Here is a 20,604-nt window from a genome sequence, read left to right on the forward strand (position 1 = left end):
GGAGGGACTTCCCGACGCCAACGCCACGTGGAGAGAGAGGGCCCGGGGCCGCCCGGTCGGAGGCGGCCCCGGGGCCCGGTGCTACGGCTTGCAAGCGCTGTTGAGCCCCAGCCCCATGTCCAGATAGGCGCGCGCGCCGCTGTTCCAGAACTTGCGCATGACATGCTCGGCCTGAGGCATCTGGTGGCCCGCACCGCACACGTCCGTGTTGATGCTGGCCTTGAGGTTGTGGAAGTCGTCCTCCTCCAGGAAGTCATGGGAGGCCACCGTGGCGGACATGTGGCACGTGCGGCAGAAGGGCTTCACGACGCCGTTGTAGAGGCCGAGCCCCTTGCGCTTCGTCGTCGTCCAGGAGACGTCGTCATGCGGGGCTCCCCTCGGGCGAAAAGCCCGGAAATGAGCCCTTCACCGTCGGGAGAACGGCGACCCCCGAAAACCTTCTCTCACCCTCGTCCGCCGCCGAAGTCCTCCCTCAGCGGAGGTTGGCGAGAATCATCAGGGCGACGACCCAGTCGACGCCCAGCTCCACCGACGTGTACGTGGCGCCCACGAAGGAAGTCCCCACGCCGACGCCCAGGTGAGCGAAGGCTCCAGCGAAGAGCTTCATCCCCGCCTCCGCGCCGATGTTGAACCGCGCCCCCCGGGAGTTCAGCTGGGCGCCCGTGAGCAACCGCGCGTAGGGCGCCGCCCAGTTCGTCAGGAAGTGCTGATAGCCGGCGTACCCGTTCAGCTCCCCGCGCGACGCGTGGGCGGTCGACAGCGTCATGTTGACGCCCACGTTGAGGCGCCGCGCGAGAAACGCCATGGGCTGAACATTGATGTCCAGCGCCACGCCGCCGTCGCCCACCATCGCGAAGCGGTAGCCCAGGACGACCTCCACCACGGACTTGTCGATGGAGAGCGCATTCTCGCGCAGGCGCGCAGCGCCCATCTCGTCGCCCCGCGCGGCATGGAGGTCCGCCAGGGCCAATGCACCCTCCTCCACGTTTGCGTCGTACGTCTTGCGCAGCGGCGGCTCCGCGCCGTCCAGGTCACCCTGCTCCATCCGCAGCCGGCCCTCGGTCAGACAGGCTGGCATGTAGTCCTTCTGGCAGACCCGCCCGTAGGCCGCCGCCGCTTCCTCCCGCCGACCCTCACCGAGCAGCTGCGCCCCCCAGGCCTCGCACGCGCTCAGGTCACCACCGTCACAGCGTGACGCGAGGTCGACGGGCGCCTCCACACCCGAAGCAGCGGTGGTGGCACACGCCGACAGCCCGCAGGCCAGCAGCGCCAGCCACCAGCGCGCTGCGTGGAGCGGACCACGACGCCGAGTCACGGAGGTATCCATGCGGCCGTATTAAATCACGAAGCTGTGACATCGCTGGAACCGGAAGGTGCTCGAGCCGGGTGAGCCGGGGAAAATTGGTGTATTGAGACAACTCCCCCGCAGTCCCCCAACCAGGAGTCCCTGATGCGTCGTATTGGCTCAGCCCTTCTTGCCGTGAGCATGCTCGCCGGTTGCGGCGGTGTGGAATCCGCCCCCGCCTCCGAGACCTCGTCCATCGAGAGCCAGCAGGCGCCGCTCACCACCACGGACGTGGATGTCGCCCCGGAGTGCCAGGGCATCCTCAACTTCGTGAACGTTGCGTCCTACGCGACTCTGGACGCGTACCTGCCGAGCGACGTCGCCAGCAACCTCGTCGCCGCGCGCGCGGTGTCGCCCTTCACCACGCTGGCGCAGGTCACCGCGGTCCGCGGCGTGGGCCCGGCCCGCCTCGAGCAGATCGAGGGCGGAGCCCGCGCCCAGAGCTACATCGGTCCCAGCTGTGTCGGCATCATGGACACGCTCGCCATCTCCGCGGACGACAATGCCGCCATCGTGTCCCTGGTGAACACCATCAGCGACTCGGAGCTGCACGACGTCCTGCCGGATGCGTGGAACGGCGCCTCGAACCTCCTCAACCTGCGTCCCTTCACCTCGACCCAGGCCATCTCGGACGTGTACGGCATTGGCGACGTGAGCCTCCGCAACATCCGGAACTCGGCCACGCTGAGCCGGCCCCTGGAGGCGCTCATCTCGGCCGTCAATGCGCTGCCGCAGCCGGACTACGGCGCGAAGATGGCCCGCCACTTCGACTGGTGGCAGACCGTCATCGCCCAGCACGGCTACGGCCATCAGCTGGAGTGCTTCGGGCTCGAGCCGACCAGCACCCCGTACTCGGCCACCGTCCGTCCGAACCTGGCCGACGCCGCCGAGGTGCGCGCCGAAGTCCTGGGCACGGTGAGCTTCGCCAACCGCAACAACCAGATTTCCAGCAGCGTCGTCACCGCCGGCCTGGCGAACCTCGACGCGCTGACCGCGGGGCGCTCCTTCAAGGGCTGCTACCTCAGCTACGCGGATGACCCGTGGAGCGGCCACAACATCGCCATCTACGTCGACACGGTGAATGGCTTCAGCGTGATGACGCACACCTACTGGAGCGAGTGAGCCCTTGGGCCTTCGAGGCGCCTGGCTTCCAAAGACAGGCGCCTTTTCACAAGCAGTTGTCGCTCACACGGAAACACTCCGGACGTGGATGAGTAGAGTCCGCCTGCCCGCTGCTTGCCCGGCGGAGAGCGCTCGTTCATCCCGTCCACCCATCCTCCTCCTCGAGCAGCCGGCCCACCGTCCCACGATGGGCGATGGCCAGTGCCTCGCTCGCGCCCGAAGCGCGCGGCCAGGCCTCGATGAGGGGGAAGACATGAAGGGAAGCAACAGGCGTACTCCACGCCTGGGAGCGTTCGTCACGCTCCTGGGGATGATGGGCTCCGTGCCCGCGTTCGCGGCCGGCCCGGCCGGTGGTGCCTCCGAGCCACCCACTGCGCGGCAGCCGCCCGTGGGCGCTCCAGGCGCGGCCTTCCGCGCGCGGGAGCTGCACCGTCCGCCCGCGCTGGTGGGCAGTGGGGAGCTGGCGCGGCAGAACACGCGGGCCTTCATCGACTGGGCCGGCATGTCCGTGGCGGACGAGCGGGAGACGGCGCGCCGGGAAATCGCCGCGGCCGCGAGCAACCCGGACATCGTCCGCGCGGTCATCGACGAGGCGCGCACCGCGAAGGAGTCGGACCACAGCCGCGCGCTCGTGTCGCTCGCCATCCTGGGCGAGATGCGCAGCGCGGAGGGTGAGAAGTTCCTCCGGGACCTCATCCAGCAGCCGCTGCCCACCGTGGGCACCGTCGTCGAGGGAGACCTCCTCGAAGCCACGGCCCTGGCGCAGCTCCAGGCCAAGGCCGTGGCCGGGCTGGCGTACCGGCGCACGCGTGACGCGGATGCGGAGGTGATGCGCGTGGCGGCCCGGCACCCGTCGAAAATCGTCCGGGCCGAGGCCATCAGCGCGTACCTGTGGAACCACGGCGATACCGACGAGGCCCGCCGCGCGCTGGCGCCGCACGTGCGCAAGGACGAGCAGCTCCTCCTCGAGCGCGTGCGCCGGGTCAGCGGCGAGAGCGCGGAGTCCTTCAACCGCAAGCTGGCCGCGTACCTGGAGGCCCACCCGGAGGTCCTGCCGCCCGCGCCCGAGAAGCTGTCTGGCCGGCCCGGCCCGGCGGAGCAGACCCCCCATCGGTTCAACGAGCCGCCTCCCGCCCACTAGGCCCTTCGGGCTCCCAGGGACGACGAAAGGATTACCGTCATGAACTTCAAGCAAAGCATTGCCCTTGTATCCACCCTGTGCACGCTGGGCGCGGCCTCCGAGGCGCTGGCCGTGTGTGACCAGTCCGGCGCCAGCCAGGCGGACCGGGACCTCTGGAACATCCATGGCTGCTGGCAGGACTTCTACATCTGGCAGTACCAGACCTACGACCTGCGCTCCGGAGACTGGAGCAACCGCGGCTGGAACGACGCCTGCAACGTGGCGCTCGAGTTCCCCAAGCACTGGAACGCCGCGTACCTGGTGACGTACGGACTGGCGGACAACGGCTCCCAGTCCTTCCACGGCACCGTGGACTACCGGGCGACGGCGGAGGCGGCCAGCAGCAACTTCCACGACAGCCTGTACCACGGCGTCACCGACGACAGCGGCATCTTCGGCCGCTTCAGCCCGCGCTTCTGGCCGTGGGACACGGACCGCGTGGACACGGCCTGTCCGCTCTACAACCGCACCCACCCCAATGCGAACCCGGGCTCGCGCGCCGGTGACTTCATGCATGAGGGCTGGCACGCGAACTTCGACAAGTACGGCATCAACAACGGTGACCAGGGCGGCCACCGCGCGGGGCCGCAGGGCGGCTGCACCATCAACGGCTGCGACTACTTCTACTTCCACGGCATCGGCGCCTACGCGTTCGGCGCGATGTGGGAGAACAACGGCACGGCCAGCCGCTTCCACTCGCCCAACCAGGTGCAGGTAGAGTTCCTGTGCGACGTGGCGGACCAGCCGCAGCCGTGGATTCCCGCCACCGTGCGGCAGTCGGCCGCGGCGGATGCGAACACGCGCGCCGTGACACGCTTCATCAACGGCCCGGGCTACACCTGCGGTAGCCCGCGCCCCTGGTAGCCGGGAGGTCCACCCATGGCGCACCTGAAACGCAACCGCTCCTTCTTTCAGGTGCGCCTCCTGCCGGCGTGCCTCTTCGGCCTGCTGGCCTGTTGTGCGGATGAAGGCCCCCCGGACGCGTCCGAGGGGCTCGGCGCGTGGGCGTCCGTGGCGCTCACGGACAGCCCCGCCTCGGGGCTGCACCACACCACCGTGGCCGGCGGGGACGACGTCTTCGTCTGGGGCGGGCTGGGCTTCTGTACCAGCCAGGGGCTGTGCGGCACCGGGGCCCGCTTCAGCGCCACCGCGAATGCCTGGACACCGCTGTCGGGCGTCCAGGCTCCCGCCGCGCGCTACCTGCACTCGGCGGTGTGGACGGGCCAGCGCATGCTCGTCTGGGGCGGCGTGGGCTGCGGCTCGAGCCTCCTCACGCCCTGTGGAGACGGCGCGGCCTACGTGCCCGCCACCGACACCTGGACTCCGCTGGCCTCCACGGGGGCTCCGTCTCCCCGGGGCTGGCACGGCGCGGTGTGGACGGGCTCGCGGATGTTGGTGTGGGGTGGCGAGGAGCCCGCCAGCAACCGCGTCCTGGGCGATGGCGCCCTGTACTCACCCGAGGCCAATGCCTGGACGCGCATGGCCGCGACGGGGGCGCCGTCGCCCCGCCGCTATCACGCGATGGCGTGGAGCGGGCGCGAGCTGCTCGTATGGGGCGGCAGCGGCGATGCCAGACGGGACGTGGCGCTGGGAGATGGCGCCGCCTATGCGCCGGACTCGGACACGTGGCGTCCGCTCGGAACGGCGGGCGCGCCCGCGGCCCGGTGGGCGCATACGGCGGTCTGGACGGGCCGCGAGCTCATCGTCTGGGGCGGGCTGGGCTGCTCGCGCGACGGAGCGGGACAGCCGAGGCTGTGTGGTGACGGCGCCCGCTATGACCCCGAGACGGATGCGTGGACCCCGCTGGCGAAGGAGGATGCGCCGACTCCACGCTCCGGGCACTCGGCCGTCTGGACGGGCGAGGAGATGCTCATCTGGGGCGGCGCGGCGGAACAGTGCGCGGATGACACGTCCGGCGCCTGTCGGGATGGCGCGGCCTACAACCCCACGACAGACACCTGGACGCCGCTGAGCAGCCGGAGCGCCCCCGAGGCCCGCTCGAGTCACACCGCCGTGTGGCTGGGGACGCGGATGTTCCTCTGGGGAGGCGTCGGCCGTGGAAGCGAGGCCACCCTGCTGGATGGCGCCCTGTTCTCTCGCGGCCCCTGACTGAGCGCACCGGAACCGCGTCTCCCCATCGACTCCGGCCGGGACGTCACCCGCGCCCGGCCGGGCTCACGGCGCTGCCTCTCCAGCACCTACGGCAGCACCGTCACCGCATCACCGCTCAGGCGGACCTTGAGCGTCACCTGGTTGGGGAGGAGGTCCTCCTCCTCGATGACATCCTGCTCGTCCACGCCCACCCGAAGTGAGTACTCGCCGTCCGCCACGTCGGTGATGTCCAGCCACTGGCACGGTGTCGCGGCGGTGTAGACATCCGAATAGCCCGGAGAGATTCCCGTCCGTGGGTAGTAGTCGGTGTAGGGCTGTGCGTCCGTGCAATAGCGGGTGGCATCGACGAGATAGAAGCCCTGCTTGCGGCCCACCGCGGTGGCGTCTCCCCGCGCGTCTCGCAACGTGTAGTCGGCGAAGCCGACGAGGTGGTCATGCAGATGGCACTCGTCGTAGACGAACAACTCCGGGCGCTCCTCCGGTGACGGGACGGTGGCGGGCCCCGTGCCCCGGTTGATGATGGACGTGTTGAAGCGCAGCAGGCGCCGCTCGCCGCCGACGGGCACGCACCCCTCGACCACCTCGCAGGCATCCGCCGCGAAGGTGCGCCGCTCCACGAACAGCGTCCGCGCGAGCGCGTCCGCGTCCACCGTGAGGTCCGCCTTTCCATTCACCGGGTCCACCGCCAGGCCGCACGCCTTCGCCTCGGGCAGGTAGGGCGGTGCCTCCGGAGTGGCCGGCACCTGTCCGCCGCCGAGAACCCACACCCGCCCCGTTGCCGCTCCCTGCCCCGTGGGAGCGAACCCCACCACCAGGTCGTCGTACCCATCTCCATCCAGGTCCCCCGCGGCCGCGGGCGTCATCCCGGTGAACGTCGCGAAGCTGGCGGGCAGGAGGCGGTCCTCCCGGGGCCAGGCCCACACCGGCTTCAGCGGGCCGGAGACGGCCTCCGCCGGAGCGAAGAGGTAGAGCCGCCCGTCGGCCCCCATCACGAAGTCGCGGGCCTGGCCATCCCCGGTCACATCCCCCAATGCGAGGGTGGGGTAGCCAATGCCGAAGAAGGCGGGGTCGTCCAGCAACTGCCACACCGGCGTGGACGCGAAGCCACCCTCTGGACGGGACAGGTGCAACTGCCATGCGCCGCCCAGGCCGCTCAGGAACAGGTCCGGACGACCATCGCCGCTCAGGTCCGGAAGGGCATACGCGCTCTCGGCCTGGATGGACCACACCGGCTCCACGGTGAGCGGGCCTTCACAGGCGAGCGCGCTGCCGGGCTTGCAGCCGAGGTAGAGCAGGAGGCGTCCATCCACGTCCTTCACCAGCAGGTCCTCGGCGCCATCCAGGTTGGTGTCTCCCACCAGTCGGCTGGAGGAGGCCGGGAGCGTCCGCACGATGGAGAACGTCCCATCCGGAGCGCGGCGGTAGACCCACAGCAGCCCCGTGGTGAGGTCCGCGCCCACGAGCTCGTGCAGTCCGTCACCATCCAGGTCCACGAACTTCGCGGGCTGGAAGAGGCCATTGCCCGGGACCCGGAACACTGGCGCGGAGAAGACGCGCGTCAGGTCCTCCTGGCCCGCGTAGATGGCAATGCCATACCTGCCGGTGACGAGCACATCCGCGAAGGCGTCTCCGTTGATGTTGCCCAGGCTCACGGTGAGATTGCTGCCGTTGGTGCGTGGATGGGTGTTCTGCCACGACACCTCCGTGGTGATGGGCTGCCGGGAGAAATAGGACGCCTCTCCCGCGAACAACGAGATGCGGCCCGGGTCCAGGGCGGTGGCCTTGCAGGGCGGCGCGGTGACGACGAGGTCCTGCCGGCCATCGCCGTTGAGGTCCCCCAGCGCCACGGACCTCCCGAAGCACCCACCGTCGTGCGTGGGGTCTCCTTCCGCCGCCCACAGCGGCGTCTCGGAGAGCATGGGCGCTGAACCCGCATCCGGCGGAGCAGGCTCCAGGTCGCTCGAGCATGCCCAGAGCGAAACCGTCAGGACCGCCACCACCCACGTTCGCAGGATTCCCATGTGCATCCCCCAGGGGCTGTGAGGGCTCTAACGGTAGTCCCCGCCGATTCCCCTCATGGGAAATGCACGTCACCGCGCAACAATCGCTCCCACTCCGCCCCCGAGGTCCTCAGGGAATCGGCATGTTCAGCCCGTTGAGGAACGAGTCCTCGAAAAGCGCCTGGTTGGCGGAGATTCCGAACCGGACCAGCCGGCCGCCCTGATGCGCGCCGACCTCCAGCGTGCGTCCGGAGGACGGACCGCTCTGGACGATGGCGATGCGCACGAGCTCGTAGTCGACGACGTCCAGCGTCGTGGCGGCGACCGTGGCCAACGGGTCCCACCAGAAGATGGGCAGGCCGGAGGTCACCGCGGAAGTAATGACGGGGTGGTTCACCAGGTCGCGGACGAACTGGGCTTCGGGCGTGGTGGCCCCGGCATCGAGCCGCGCGATGTAATCCGCGCGGATGGGTACGTGGTTGGAGGCGTCGGCGCCGACCATGACGATGTCGGTCAACAGGAAGTGGTCGAGCGTGGCCTGCGCCGCGGCCGGGTCCGCCCAGGGATTGAACGTCTGCGTCTGGTCGAACGTCGTCTCCAGGCCGCAGCACAGTCCACCGGGCACCCGGAGGGCACCGCCCACCACGAACACGTGAGAGACTCTCGGGGCCAGCGAGTCGCCACCCTGCGCTGCGCGGAGCTCGATGGCCCCGGCGACGTTGGTCAGCGGCCCCGTGGCGATGAGCGTGACGGGCCGCTCCGACTCGACGAGTGCGTTGATGAGGGCCTGCTCGGCGGGCATCGTGGAGGGCTCCTCGCTCGCGGTGCAGCCCGGTGTCACGTCGGTCAGCACCTGCTCGAAGGTCAGGCGCAATACGTCGGGGAAGGCGTTGACGCCCACGCGACGGCTGTCCGCGACGGGCACGTCGCCGAGCCCCCACTGTTCGAGCAGGCAGCGCGTGTGACGGATGGCACGCCCCGGGAGACCCGCGCCCGCGCTGGTGACGGTCACCAGCCGCAAATCGATCTGCCCGGCCTTGTGGAGCCGGGCCAGGTGCGCCAGTGCGGCGGCGTCGTCGAAGTCCATGTCGTTGTCGAAAATCACCGGAGGCCGCAGGGTGTCCGCGTGGACGTCCCGCCCCGACGGAGTGTCGTCGCCAGGTGCGTCCTCCCGCGCACAGCCGGCGAGCGCGAGGAATGCCGCCGCCACCCACGCGGCCCCCCAGCGGACGCCCCAGCTCCTGGATGTGACGGGCTGACGATTCATGCGCGGCCTCCCGGGTCGATGACGCGACGAGCGGGCGCTCCGCGCGGCCACCGCTCGGCGTGACCCACGCCGGTAGGTGTGCATGTGCCAACGGGAAATCAGCGGCCTTCGAGGAGGAGGAGCACGTCCTCGAAGGGACGACAGGCATTGCCCGGCGAGCTGCCCGTCCGTAGCTGCCGTTGACGAGCGGACGCCCCCGAATCGCTCAGAACCTGTAGACCGCCGCGAGCCGGACGAGAGGCTGCACCGCGTCCTGCTCCTCGACATGCGTTTCGCGCGTGGCCACCAGACACGGCGTGAAGAGGATGCACTCCGGGGTGGGCGGAACCCCGGTCTCACTTCGCGTCTGGCTGAGGTCCGCGCCCGCGCCGAGCGACACGAGCCACTTCTCGCCGAGCGTCTGCGAGTAGCCCAGGAGTCCCCCAACCGACTTCCGGTAGCCACTCGTCTGCTCGTTCCGCTCGAAGTATGTGGCATCCGCCTGGAGCGACAGGAAGAGGCCCTGGTACGGCCGGGCACCGACGTAGAGACGGCTGCCCGCCTGGAGGCCCACGGCATCCATGCCCAGGCCCAGATGGAAGCCGCCGAAGACCGTGACGTGCGGCATCAGCGGGTGCTCGAGGTCCACGGAGAAGACCGGCGCTTCGGGCGGGGCGGCGGCGACCGAGAGCGAATGGCCGCGCATCCCCATGGCGAGCGCACCGCGCGGGCGGCTCGATGCGGACGGTGCGGATGTCGTGGGGGTCTCCTCACCCGGAGCCTCCTCCCGGGCCATGGCCAACACAGGGGTGGTGAGCAGACCGGCGGCGACGACGACACGAGAGACGTGCGGATTCATGGTGCCCACGGCGCAGTCACGAAGCGTGCCATGGGCAACCCCATGGAACGACTGAGCCCCGCGAGGCCGGGTGTGCACCCGGCTGCACATGCGCGAACGGCGTTTCCGCCACCTCGCCTTCGCCCCTGGACCGGGACTTCGGCCAGCAGGTCAGTAATGGATGCGCGCGCTCATGGCCCGGTGGTCCGAGTAGTTGAGGTCGCCCCGGTCGCTCCCGGTGAACTGCATGTCGGCATCATCCCCCTCGTTGAACGTCACCGTATCTCCATGAGGGCCCGTCCCCGGCCGCCGTCTCGCGGATTCGTACCGGCCCGGTGGCCCGGGTGGGCCACCGGGAGCTCCACCATCCTTCAGGGGGTATAGAGGTAGGCCCAGTTCAGCTGCGTCGCATAGGAGATGGTGTTGAGCCGCTGATAGGCATTGAAGGTCTGGTAGATGGTGGCGCTGCAGGAGGTCGCGGTGCAGGACTGCAAGGCGCCGGGATGGACGCCCGAATAGAGGCTCCGGACGGCGTTCGCCCAGGTCAGGAAGAAGGGGCTGGAGAACTTCCGGATGATCGTCCCCAGGCTCAGCCACCCCTGGTCCGCCCCGACCTGCTTGTAGAGACAGAGCTGGTTGCCTTGAAGGGACGTCTCGTCGAAGAGCCAGAGGCTGGAGCCCGCACAGCCGCTGTCGACGAGCAGGTCATCCAGGTCCTGCTGGGTGACGCGCGTCCCGAGACTCCGGATGATCGCGTCGCGCGCCTCGATCTGGGCGAGCTGCTCCTCGCGGGTGATGAACGTCGTCTCCTGCGACATCGTCCCATCCGGCAGCTCCCGGAGGATGGTCTGCGAAAACAGCGCGTCCTCCCGGACTTCGGGCGCATCCGTCGACAGGTCTTCAGGCGGCCCTCCACAGCCCATGACCAGGGTGAGTCCACAGACCATCATCCACGTGTTCGAGCGCTTCATCGGGGCCTCCTGGGTGCGTGGCTGAACGGGCGGAGAACAATCTAGCTTGTCTTGTTTTACGTGTTTTATCCGAATCGAGCAACCCATGGTGTCCCTGCCCCAGGCAACGCCCGACGCGGCCAGGGGCCGGAGCCCTCGCGCGAGCAGACCCTTTCACGCGGCTCCGGCACTCCGCATGTTTCCTCTCGGGCGGGCCGTCTCGTGGCTCCGGAGGGAGGTGGCCGTGGCGAATCGTGACATGAGCGCTGGGCCACCGGGAGGAGAGAGCCTCGCTCGCTCGCGGGCTGTCCCCACCTCCAGTGCCTCCCAGTACGAGCTGCTGCTCCAGGTGGGAGCGAGCCTGCATGCCACGCTGGTCGTGGACGGCCACGGGCGGATTGTCTGGATAGACCCGGTGATGGCCGGCGCCGCCGGGTGGCGGGGCGACGCTCCCGTCGGCCACCACATGGAAGAGGTGCTCCGCGACCTTCCCTGGCTCGAGCAGGCGCTCGACGCGGCCCTCGACGGCACGGAGGGGCTGTGCGAAGGCGGCGGGCGGGAGCAGCGCCTGAGCGCCATCGTGGTGCCCGTCTTCGGAGAGGACGGCGCGCAACTGGGAGCCTGCGCCCGCCTCCGGACCGTCGAGCCCCCGAAGCCGAAGCCCGCGTCGGAGCAGCGCCTCTGCCAGGCGGAGATTGCCGAGGAGCGCAAGGCGAGGGAGCACCTCGAGCAGAAGACGTCGCTGCTGCACGCCACATTCGACTCCATCACCGACGGCGTCGTCGTGGTGGACCTGGAGAGGAACATCACCGCCTTCAACAAGCGGTTCCAGGAGATATGGGGCCTCACGGACGAGATGTTGAAGGAGCCGAGCGCCGAGAAGGCACTCGCGAGCGCGGCCCCGCTGGTCAAGGACCCCGAGCGGTTCGTCACGCTCATCCAGCGGAGGTTCATCCCTTCCCTCGATGAGGACCACGACATCGTCGAGCTGCGGGATGGCCGGGTGCTCGAGCGCAGGTCGATTCCGCAGCGCGTGGGAGACACCATCATCGGCCGCATCTGGAGCTACCGGGACGTGACGGCCGAGCGCCATGCCCAGGCGGAGCAGGCGCGACTGCTCGCCGCCGAGCACCACGCGCGCGAGCGGCTGGAAGAGTCTTTCGCCGTGCTCGACACCTTCCTCAACCATGCGCCCATCGGCCTGGGCTTCCTCGGGCGGGACCTGCGCTACCTGCGCATCAACGACGCGCTGGCCGCGCTCCATGGCCGGCGCCGGGAGGAGGAAATCGGGAAGACCATCCGCGAGATGACGCCGCACATGGCGCCCCACATCGAGCCCCTCATGCGCCAGGTCCTGGAGACGGGCACCCCCATCATCGGAATCGCCATGACGGGAGAGGTGCCCGCCACGCCGGGCGAGCCGCGACACTGGCTGGTCAGCTACTACCCCGTGCGGACGGAGAGCGGCGCCATCCTGGGCGTCGGAGCGGTGGTGGTGGAGGTGACGGAGGAGCGCCGCGCCCAGGCCGACCGCGAGCGCCTGCTGCGCGAGGCCCAGGAGGCCATCCGCGTCCGGGACGACTTCCTGTCCATCGCCGCCCACGAACTGAAGACGCCGCTGACACCGCTCCGACTCCATCTGCAGATGATGAAGGGACAGGCCGGCGCCGGACGCCCCGTGGCACCGCACCACGTGGACAAGGCGCTCACCCAGGTCGCCCGGCTGTCGGTGCTGGTCAATGATTTGCTGGACACCTCGCGCATCCAGGCCGGAAGGCTGGAGCTGTCGAGCGAGCCCATCTCCCTGCGGGAGCTCATCCGGGAGGTCCTCTCGGACTTCCGCGTCGTCGGCACCCTCCACTCACTCGAGTTCGAGGAGCCCGGCGAGTCCCTCGTCATCATGGGAGACCGCGGCCGGCTCGCGCAGGTGCTGACCAACCTGGTGGAGAACGCCTTCAAGTACAGCCCCACCGGCGGTCCGGTCCGCGTCACGGCGCGGCGCGAGGGAGGCGAGGCCCTCGTCTCCGTGCAGGACGAGGGCATTGGAATTCCCGAGGACCAGCAGGCGCATCTCTTCGAGCGCTTCTTCCGCGCGCGCAATGCGCCCATCTCCGGCTTCGGTGGACTGGGCCTGGGGCTCTACATCTGTCGCGACATCATCGAGCGTCACGGCGGACGCATCTGGGTGGAGAGCGGGGTGGAGCGCGGCTCCACCTTCCACTTCTCCCTGCCCCTCGTGGAGCAGGCCCCGGCCCGTGCACGACCTACAGGCCGGCAGTGACTCGAGGCGTGACGCAGGACCGCTTCCCTCCCCTGTCCGTGACGTCGGTGCACCTCGGGACTGTCAACGCTCGGGCAGCGGGCTGACACCGACGGCGAGGTGAGTTGGCGGAGACTCCATGCCTAGCCTCCACGGCACGGGGCGGGGACGCTCGTAGGGGGAAGGCACATGCGTCGTGCATCGGATGTCGCCGCCGTCGCCCTGGGCATGGCGGTGCTGCTGGCCGCGCGAGCGGACGGAGGAGCAGCGGACGCGAGTCGCCGCCTCCGGTGCGGCGACACCCTCACCCGCGACACGCGGCTCACCCACGACCTCGCGTGTCCGGGCACGAATGGCCCCGCGCTCCGAATCACCGGCGCGGGCGTCGTCCTCGACCTGGGAGGACACACCGTGCGCCGCTCCGGTCCGGATACGGGGTTGTCGGAGGGCATCCGGGTCGAGGCCGACAGTACGGTGCGCAACGGCACCATCCGGGGCTTCACCTGGGGCTACATCGTCGACTCCGGCCAGGACGTGCGGCTGTCCCGGCTCACCTTCAGTGACAACGGGCACGCCGTCTTCAACCGCTACGGCAGCGCGACAGCCATCACCCTCACGGACTGCACCCTGCTCCAGAACCGCACGGGGCTGGGCAGTGAGCAGGACGCGGGCACCGGCACCTTCCGGGTGCGCTCGTCGCTCTTCAGCGGGAACAGGCTCGCCTTCGCCGCGAACTTCCATACCGTCGAGGTGGACCGCTCGACCTTCCACGCCAACGCGCTCGTCTTCTGGTGCCCCTTCGGCAGCGTCACCGTCCGGGCGAGCCTGCTCTTCCGGAATGAAGTCGTAGGCTGGGTGCCGCTCGGCGAGTTCGGCTACGGCTCCTGCGGCGAGGCGCGATTCGTCAGCACCGTCTTCTCGAACAACGGCGCCTTCGGCCCCGCGGAGGAGCCGGCCTGGAAGCCGTTGGGCCTCGTGCTGCGCGACTCGTGGCTCGTCGACAACGGCACGGGGCTGGAGGCCCGGGCGCGGACGCTCGACGTGCAGGGCAATACCTGGCGGGGCAACGGGAGCGGGCTGCACGTGGCCGAGCGGCCCGAGTTCCCCACCGAAAGCACTCCTTCCGCGCCAACCCCCTGAAATCAGGCGGGAGCTGCTCCCAATCTCACTTTCAAGGAAACAATTGACCCGTGGGTCCGATAACTACCATGTAGGGAATCGCCCCCTTACCCCCTGAGGGCCCCCATGGGTTTCAAGATCCCCAGCTTCAGCGACGTGAAGAAGACGGTGACCAACACCGTGAAGGACGCGAAGGACGCGGTCGTCGGCACGGCGAAGGACGTGAAGAACACCGTCGTCGACACGGCGAAGGACGTGAAGAACACCGTCGTCGACACCACGAAGGACACCTTCGAGGTGGTGAAGCACAACCCGGTGACGGACGCGCTGAAGAAGGCGGTCACCGACCCGAAGGACCTGGCCCGCGACACGTTCCAGACGGGCCTGCGGCTCGCGTACGACGGCGCGACGAAGCTCCTGCCGGACGGCGCGGCGAATCAGCTCGTGAAGGCCGCCGAGGGCGGCGTGGACGCGCTGGCCAAGACGTCCGAGCTGCTCACCGGCAAGAACTCCTCGCTCACGGAGAGCCTGAAGACGCTGGGCAAGGTGGACCTCGAGGGCATCACCCGCACCACGGACCCGGTGACGGGCCAGAAGCTGCAGGGTGACTGGCCCAAGCTGTGGGGCACGTGGCTGCTCGAGGAGAAGCCGAAGGACCTGGGCACGTGGGACAAGACCGCGGACGGCACCGACCGCGTCACCGTCCGCGACAACGCGTACACGGAGGACCTGGCCGGCCGGCCGCACCAGCAGCAGGTGACGGAAGAGTTCTTCAAGCTGTACCCGAACCCGAAGCCGGGCGACGTGTTCCCTCCCAAGAACGCCACCGCGGAGCAGAACGACAAGGCCCTGTATCGCTTCACGGGCCCGGGCACCGCCGAGGCCAGCAAGGAGAAGTACACGTCGCTGGAGTGGTTCATCGGCTCGTACCGCACCGAGGTGAAGTGCACCGGCATCGACGAGAAGACCGGCAAGCCGAACCTCACGTACGAGGTGGTCAACAACTCGCACTTCGAGTCGGGCACCCGCGTGCCGGCGACCTTCCAGGAGAAGGGCCTGCCTCCGGCGCTCGTCCAGGACCGCAAGCGTGAGACGGGCCTGGGCGTCGGCGGCGACTGGATTCAGCGCTACACCTGGACCAGCAACGGCGTGGACAATCCCACCAAGTAACGGCGTCCTGAAGCGATGAGGAAGGCCCGGTGGTCGCGCACAGCGGCCCCGGGCCTTTGTCTTTTCAGCGCCGCATCGACGGGAGGAACGGCGGAGCCGGACCTGACGCTCGCCTGCGAGGTTGCTCGGCGACGGCACGGCGGCTCTCATCACCTTCTCATCTGCATCTCAGGAAACCATCATGGACGGCGCGTAGGCTTCTCCCCAGGCCGATGAACGGCTCACGTTGGAGGAAGTGGATGAAACGCGCTGTCATCATCACGCTGTTGTCGCTCCTGCCCGGTACCGCTGCGCTCTCGAAAGAACCGGGGAAGGAGAAGGGCGAGGCCCACGAGAAGCGGGCCCCGGTCGAGCTGCCGAAAGCGGTGAAGGACGCCATCGCCGCGCGCTATCCGGGCGCCACCGTCACGGAGGCGGAGGCCGAGCATGGTGGCTACGAAGCCACCGTGAAGACCGCCGACGGCAAGGAGATGGAGCTGAAGCTGAAGGCGGACGGCACGGTGCTCTCGGAGCACGAGGATGAAGAGGACAAGGACTGAAGCCGTCAGGTCTCGCCCGCGGCACTCCGAGCGCTCCAACCGCGCGGTGGCCGCTGCGGCTGACGGCCGAGGACGCAATCAGGCCGCCCCGAGTGGTGTCCAAGAGGCTGGAACCGATGGCCGGATTCCAGCTCAATCTCGGGAGAAATCACATGAAGTCGAAGTCTTTCGCAGTGGTCGTGGCCGCCGTCCTGGGCGCTGTCGGTTGCGCGGGCGGCGCGCGCACGGAGGCAGGACAGCTCAAGGCAGGCGACCGCGTCGCGCTCACCCTGAGCGCCGACGGGAAATCGGCTCAGGCCATCACGAGTGACTCGACGGACGACGACGCCGAGACCAACGACGACCAGGAAGGGCCTGATGGCGACGGCGACGGTGAGACCAACGACGACCAGGAAGGGCCTGACGGCGACGGCGACGGTGAGACCAACGACGACGGCCCCACCAGCGGTATCTCGAGTGACCTGACCTCCTCCTCGGCAGGCGAAGTCCTCGCGCCGCGCTCGGGCGTTCGCGAGCTGTCGGCCGGCTCGTTCGAGGCGCTCGGGATGAAGATCCAGGCGCAGGCGCTGCCTGCTGACAGCGCGGCGGTCCGCTTCGTCGGCTCCGTCAACCCGGACGGCACCTTCGTCGCATCGAGCGTGAAGGGCTCGCGCGCGGCCCACTCCGCGCTCAGGGGCACGCTGCAGGCGGTCGAGCGCACCGGCAACGGCACCGTGACGCTCCAGGTGCTCGGCCAGGCGGTGACCGTCAGCGAGACCGCAAAGGTCGACCTGGTGAAGTCCCTCGATGAGGAGAGCGCGAAGGAAGACGACGGCATCGATTGAGCAGGAGGGCGGCAGCGAAGGCTGCCCGGCGCCCATCGCGGCTCCCTCCCCTCCGGGAATCGCCGCGCCCCCCGTCCGTTCCCCCGCCCTGCATCAGCAGGGCGGGGGAAGGAGCCGTAGTGGCTGACAGACCGAAGGTCCATTACCTGCCAGGCACAGCATATGAGCGAGCGCTCTCCTCCCGGATGCAGGCAGGAGACGAGACCGCGTTCCGCGAAGCATACGAAGCGCTCGCACCCAACCTCCTGCGCCTGCTCAAGCGTTACCTGGGGCGCGCGGCGCTCGCGGAGGAGGTCCTCCAGGAGAGCTTCGTGACGGCATTTCGTCACATCGGGAGCTTTCGCGGCGAGGCCCAGCTCTCCACCTGGCTCACCACCATCGCGCTCCGCCGGGCACAGAATGCGCTGCGCGCAGAGGCCCGGCGAGAGCAGAGCGAACGGAACCTGGAGCCACCCACCGAGGCCAGCGTTCCCCTACCGGACGACTCCCTGGCGAGAGCGCAGGAGGCCACGCGCATCGAGAAGCTGCTCGCCTCGCTGCCGGATGAGACGCGCCTCGCGCTGTTGCTGACCGCGGAGGGGTTCACCGCGCAGGAGATCTCCGACATGACCTCCGCACCCAGAGGAACCATCCTCTCACGCATCTTCCGGGGCCGGATCGCCCTCGGTAGGCTGCTGGGCCGGGACGGCATGAGCGGCTCCAGACATCGAGGGTCTCGCGGATGACATGCGAAGAGGCACTCGGGCTCCTGGACACGTCGCCGGCCTCGGCACAGGAGCACATTGCGAGCTGTGCTCGATGCCAGGATCTGCTCCAGCGCGCGGACGGGGCCCTCGAGCTCCTTCGTGAGACGCCTGCGCCCTCCATCCCCCCTGCGTTCTCACCCGCCCTGTTCGACGCGGCGCGTGCCGGCGTGCGAGCAGAGCGCTGGCGGCGGCGGGCGCGGCGGGCCGTGCGCCCCCTCGTGGCCTTGACCGCGACGGCGCTGATTGCCATTGCCGCCGAGCGGATGTTTCACGGCAGCGCCATTCATCGGCTCGCGGCTCCCGGGGACGCGCTGGTCACCACCGCCGCGGCGGTCTCGGCGGGAGCGACCCCTGGTGGTGCATCCATCTGGGTGGACAGACCCGGGGAGCTCCGGCTCGTGGAAGCGGGCCCGGCCGAGCGCGTCCGGCTCGAGGCAGGCAGTGCACGCTTTGAAGTTCGCAAGCTCACCCCGGGCGCCAGCTTCGCCGTCGAGACGGCCCATGCACACGTGTTGGTGCATGGGACGCGATTCACGGTGAGCACGAGCCGGGACATGACCCGCATCGCGGTCAGTGAGGGCCGGGTCGAGGTGCAGCCGCTCGGCGCCGCGCGTGCGCCGGAGCTGCTGACGGCCGGCGACAGCCTGGAGGTGCCTTCGGCGGCTCTGTTCCAGCGTGGGCTCTGGCTGCGCGCGGAAGAGCTCCTCGCCCGCGGAGAGTGGGACAAGGCACTGCACACGTTGGAGCAATCCCTGGAATCGGGGCTGCCGCCGGAGCTGGAGGGACAGGCGCGAGCACGCCGGGCGCTGGTGTTGGCCGCGACGGGAGAGAAAGGCGCCGCACTCGAAGAGTACGAACGGGCGCTGAGCCTCGTTCCGGACGAGCAGGCACCGCTATGGGCGGACAACGCGGCGGCCGAGCGCGCCATCCTGCTCGAGCGCAGCGGTCTTCCAGGCGCCGCGGCAGCCGCATGGCAGGAGTATCAGCGACGCTTTCCGCACGGGGTGCACTCGACGCTTGCGCGGGACAGAGGCGCGGGACCGACGCGATGAGATGGCTCGCGGTGCTGATGTGGATGCTGGCGTGCGACGCCCTGGCGGCAACGGTGACCGTCTCCGCGGCCGGTGCCCGGGGCGAGCCCCACCCGGAGCTGTCTCGAGCGGTGGCGAGTGCGCTGCTGGCGCAAGGTACTTCGGTGGCGATCATGGGCGAGGGCGGGAAGTGTGACCCACCCTGCCAGCGGCTGCGCGTGGAGCTGGACGCGGAAGGCGGTGTCAGCATCCAGGCGGAGCTGGGAACCCTGCGCGCGAGCCGCCACCTCGAGCACGTCGCTGGCGCTTCCACGGTCGAGCTCGCACGGGCAATCGCCCTCGAAGGGCAGGACCTCCTCACCCAGCTCGGGGAGCCCCCGCGTCCCGTGCCGAGGAAGGCTCCGGTGGGCGCGCCACGAAGAGCAGCGGAGCCGGTCGCCTCGGCGAAGGCGAGCGCCGCGCAGTCGGCGTGCGACGGGCCGGTCCAGACAGCGGCGCTCCCCGTCGGGCCTGCTCCCGTCGAACCCGTTCCCATCGAGCGGATGCCACTTCCCCCTGCTCCCGCGCCAGCGCCCATCGAGGTGCCGCGGCTTGAAGTGACAGCACCCTCTCCCGCTCCGCGGTCCTGGCTCTCGTTTGGCGCTCGCGGGCTGGTGCACTCCTTTCCCAGCACGCACCTGGTCATGGCCGGGGCAGCGCTCGGTGCTCGCGCGGAGCTGGTGCGCGGCCTCGATGTGCGGCTCTCGCTGGCCGCCACCGTTCCAACCATCGACGACAGCGGTCCGCTCCGCGTCCGCCTGCATACGACCAGCGGGTCGGCATTGTTCGCGGCGCAGCTCGGGAGCCTGCCGCTGTGGATTGGCGGTGGGGCGGAGCTCGTCTTCCTCGCGGTGGATCGCCCGGTGCCGGACTTCGACACCCTCGAGGCCGAAAGCGTCGGTGGGCTGTTGGGGGTGGAGACACGGCTCAGGCTCGCGCGCGCCACGGCGGTGCTCGGAGTCCAGGGAGCGTGGCACCCATTCGGCTCTCGCGCCGAGCTCGACAGGACGACGGCCTTCGTCTACCCGTCTTTCGGGGCGAGCGTGCTCGCCGGCCTCGAAGTCGATGTCTTCTGACGCCACGAGGCGCTCCACGAAGGTGTGCTTCCTTCGAGCGGCCCCTACTCGAGGATGAAGTTCCGGGGACGCAGCGGCTCGGGCTGGGGCTCGCCCAGCGCCTCCAGCAGGTTGATTTCCGCGGTGCGGGCGAGCGCGAGCAGGGGCAGGTCGTTGGGGGCATCCCCGAAGGGCTCCTCCAATTCATCGCTCAGCCGGTCCAGCCCGAAGAAGGTGTAGGCAATCATCGCCGCGAGCACCGGCGTGAACCAGCCCAGCGCCTCGGCGATACCGAACGGGAGCAGCAGGCAGAAGAGGTACGCGGTGCGGTGGAGGAGCACCGTGTACGTGAAGGGTACCGGGGTGGAGCGGATGCGCTCGCAGGCGGTGAACACGCTCATCAGGGCGTGCACCCGCTCGCTCAACGCGCTCCACGTGATGTCCGAGAGCCGGCCCTCCCGCAGCAGCGCGGCCAGCTCGACTTCGTGCTCTCGCAGCAGCGCGCTCGGCCGATTTCCGCTGGTCAGCACGCGTGAGCGCTCCGGCTCCGGGACGTAGCGGGAAAGGTCCTCCCGGGCGTCGTGTCCCCGCAGGTGCGCCGCGAGCGCATGCGCGAACGCGATGTTGCGGTGCACGAGCCGCCGCGCCGCCTGCCGCCCCGCCACGGGCAACTCGGCGCGCCCGTCATCCAGCAGCGCGATGGCCGCGTGTGAGAAGGCGCGCAGCTCGATGAGCAGCGCTCCCCACTGCTTCCGGGCCTCCCACCAGCGGTCGTAACAGGCGTTGTTCCTGAACCCGAGGAAGATGGAGAGCGCGATGCCCAGCAGGGACAGGGGCGCGGGCGAGGTGACCGAGAGCCGCAGGTGGCCCTGCTTGAGCGTCCACACGACAAGGCAGGAGAGCACCGCGATGCCCAGCACGTGGGGCAGCACGCGCGGCAGGATGGTGCCACGCACGACGAACAGGAGACGGAGGGAGCCAGGGCGGGGACGGACAATCACGACCGGCCCCTCGTCCTCCAGATTCAC

Annotated in this window: 19 protein-coding genes; 12 read left to right on the forward strand and 7 right to left on the reverse strand. The window is 69.6% G+C overall.

The window, feature by feature from the left end; all coding sequences use genetic code 11:
• Positions 1-81 precede the first annotated feature (81 nt).
• Positions 82-306, reverse strand: coding sequence for a hypothetical protein (locus tag OV427_RS08275; protein WP_267855566.1), 225 nt, complete (start codon positions 304-306; stop codon positions 82-84).
• A gap of 166 nt (positions 307-472) precedes the next feature.
• Positions 473-1,315, reverse strand: coding sequence for a hypothetical protein (locus tag OV427_RS08280; RefSeq protein ID WP_267855567.1), 843 nt, complete (start codon positions 1,313-1,315; stop codon positions 473-475).
• A gap of 135 nt (positions 1,316-1,450) precedes the next feature.
• On the opposite strand from OV427_RS08280, the gene OV427_RS08285 reads away from it, so the two are divergent.
• The 4 genes from OV427_RS08285 to OV427_RS08300 all read left to right on the forward strand — a co-directional run bounded on the left by OV427_RS08285 (position 1,451) and on the right by OV427_RS08300 (position 5,756).
• Positions 1,451-2,467: a hypothetical protein gene (locus OV427_RS08285; RefSeq protein ID WP_267855568.1), complete on the forward strand. Its 1,017-nt coding sequence runs from the start codon at positions 1,451-1,453 to the stop codon at positions 2,465-2,467.
• Between the two features lie 253 nt (positions 2,468-2,720).
• The gene (locus tag OV427_RS08290; RefSeq protein WP_267855569.1) at positions 2,721-3,608 is read left to right on the forward strand and encodes a hypothetical protein; all 888 of its coding nucleotides are present in this window, start codon (positions 2,721-2,723) and stop codon (positions 3,606-3,608) included.
• A gap of 39 nt (positions 3,609-3,647) precedes the next feature.
• Positions 3,648-4,511, forward strand: coding sequence for a hypothetical protein (locus tag OV427_RS08295; protein ID WP_267855570.1), 864 nt, complete (start codon positions 3,648-3,650; stop codon positions 4,509-4,511).
• Positions 4,512-4,526: 15 nt separating this feature from the next.
• Positions 4,527-5,756, forward strand: a complete 1,230-nt coding sequence (locus tag OV427_RS08300) for a Kelch repeat-containing protein (protein WP_267855571.1) — start codon at positions 4,527-4,529, stop codon at positions 5,754-5,756.
• A gap of 89 nt (positions 5,757-5,845) precedes the next feature.
• On the opposite strand, the gene OV427_RS08305 is transcribed toward OV427_RS08300, so the two are convergent.
• The 4 genes from OV427_RS08305 to OV427_RS08320 form a co-directional block, all read right to left on the reverse strand.
• Positions 5,846-7,780 (reverse strand): lysyl oxidase family protein, encoded by a 1,935-nt coding sequence (locus OV427_RS08305; RefSeq protein ID WP_267855572.1) that lies wholly within the window; start codon positions 7,778-7,780, stop codon positions 5,846-5,848.
• Positions 7,781-7,889: 109 nt separating this feature from the next.
• Positions 7,890-9,026: a nucleoside hydrolase gene (locus tag OV427_RS08310; protein ID WP_267855573.1), complete on the reverse strand. Its 1,137-nt coding sequence runs from the start codon at positions 9,024-9,026 to the stop codon at positions 7,890-7,892.
• A 205-nt stretch (positions 9,027-9,231) separates the two neighbouring features.
• Positions 9,232-9,864: a hypothetical protein gene (locus OV427_RS08315; protein WP_267855574.1), complete on the reverse strand. Its 633-nt coding sequence runs from the start codon at positions 9,862-9,864 to the stop codon at positions 9,232-9,234.
• 350 nt (positions 9,865-10,214) lie between these two features.
• The gene (locus OV427_RS08320; RefSeq protein WP_267855575.1) at positions 10,215-10,814 is read right to left on the reverse strand and encodes a hypothetical protein; all 600 of its coding nucleotides are present in this window, start codon (positions 10,812-10,814) and stop codon (positions 10,215-10,217) included.
• Between the two features lie 238 nt (positions 10,815-11,052).
• Between OV427_RS08320 and OV427_RS08325 the strand changes: the two genes are divergently transcribed.
• The 8 genes from OV427_RS08325 to OV427_RS08360 all read left to right on the forward strand — a co-directional run bounded on the left by OV427_RS08325 (position 11,053) and on the right by OV427_RS08360 (position 19,597).
• Positions 11,053-13,074, forward strand: coding sequence for a PAS domain-containing protein (locus OV427_RS08325; protein WP_267855576.1), 2,022 nt, complete (start codon positions 11,053-11,055; stop codon positions 13,072-13,074).
• 168 nt (positions 13,075-13,242) lie between these two features.
• Positions 13,243-14,193 (forward strand): right-handed parallel beta-helix repeat-containing protein, encoded by a 951-nt coding sequence (locus OV427_RS08330; RefSeq protein WP_267855577.1) that lies wholly within the window; start codon positions 13,243-13,245, stop codon positions 14,191-14,193.
• Between the two features lie 105 nt (positions 14,194-14,298).
• Positions 14,299-15,342: a hypothetical protein gene (locus OV427_RS08335; protein WP_267855578.1), complete on the forward strand. Its 1,044-nt coding sequence runs from the start codon at positions 14,299-14,301 to the stop codon at positions 15,340-15,342.
• Positions 15,343-15,581: 239 nt separating this feature from the next.
• Positions 15,582-15,881 carry a hypothetical protein gene (locus tag OV427_RS08340; protein WP_267855579.1) on the forward strand — a complete coding sequence of 100 codons (300 nt, stop codon included), beginning with the start codon at positions 15,582-15,584 and terminating at the stop codon, positions 15,879-15,881.
• A 152-nt stretch (positions 15,882-16,033) separates the two neighbouring features.
• Positions 16,034-16,705 carry a hypothetical protein gene (locus OV427_RS08345; RefSeq protein ID WP_267855580.1) on the forward strand — a complete coding sequence of 224 codons (672 nt, stop codon included), beginning with the start codon at positions 16,034-16,036 and terminating at the stop codon, positions 16,703-16,705.
• Positions 16,706-16,890: 185 nt separating this feature from the next.
• A complete protein-coding gene (locus OV427_RS08350; protein WP_267855581.1) occupies positions 16,891-17,430 on the forward strand; it encodes an RNA polymerase sigma factor in 540 nt (179 codons plus the stop codon).
• Between the two features lie 239 nt (positions 17,431-17,669).
• Positions 17,670-18,503, forward strand: a complete 834-nt coding sequence (locus tag OV427_RS08355) for a FecR domain-containing protein (protein ID WP_267855582.1) — start codon at positions 17,670-17,672, stop codon at positions 18,501-18,503.
• Positions 18,500-19,597: a hypothetical protein gene (locus tag OV427_RS08360; RefSeq protein WP_267855583.1), complete on the forward strand. Its 1,098-nt coding sequence runs from the start codon at positions 18,500-18,502 to the stop codon at positions 19,595-19,597. The genes OV427_RS08355 and OV427_RS08360 overlap by 4 nt, the downstream gene beginning before the upstream one ends.
• Positions 19,598-19,641: 44 nt before the next feature.
• Here the strand turns inward: OV427_RS08360 and OV427_RS08365 are convergent, their stop codons facing one another.
• Complete coding sequence (locus tag OV427_RS08365) at positions 19,642-20,577, reverse strand: bestrophin family protein (RefSeq protein ID WP_267855584.1); 936 nt, start codon at positions 20,575-20,577, stop codon at positions 19,642-19,644.
• Between the last annotated feature and the right edge of the window lie 27 nt (positions 20,578-20,604).

Source organism: Pyxidicoccus sp. MSG2 (genome assembly GCF_026626705.1).
GTDB lineage: Bacteria > Myxococcota > Myxococcia > Myxococcales > Myxococcaceae > Myxococcus.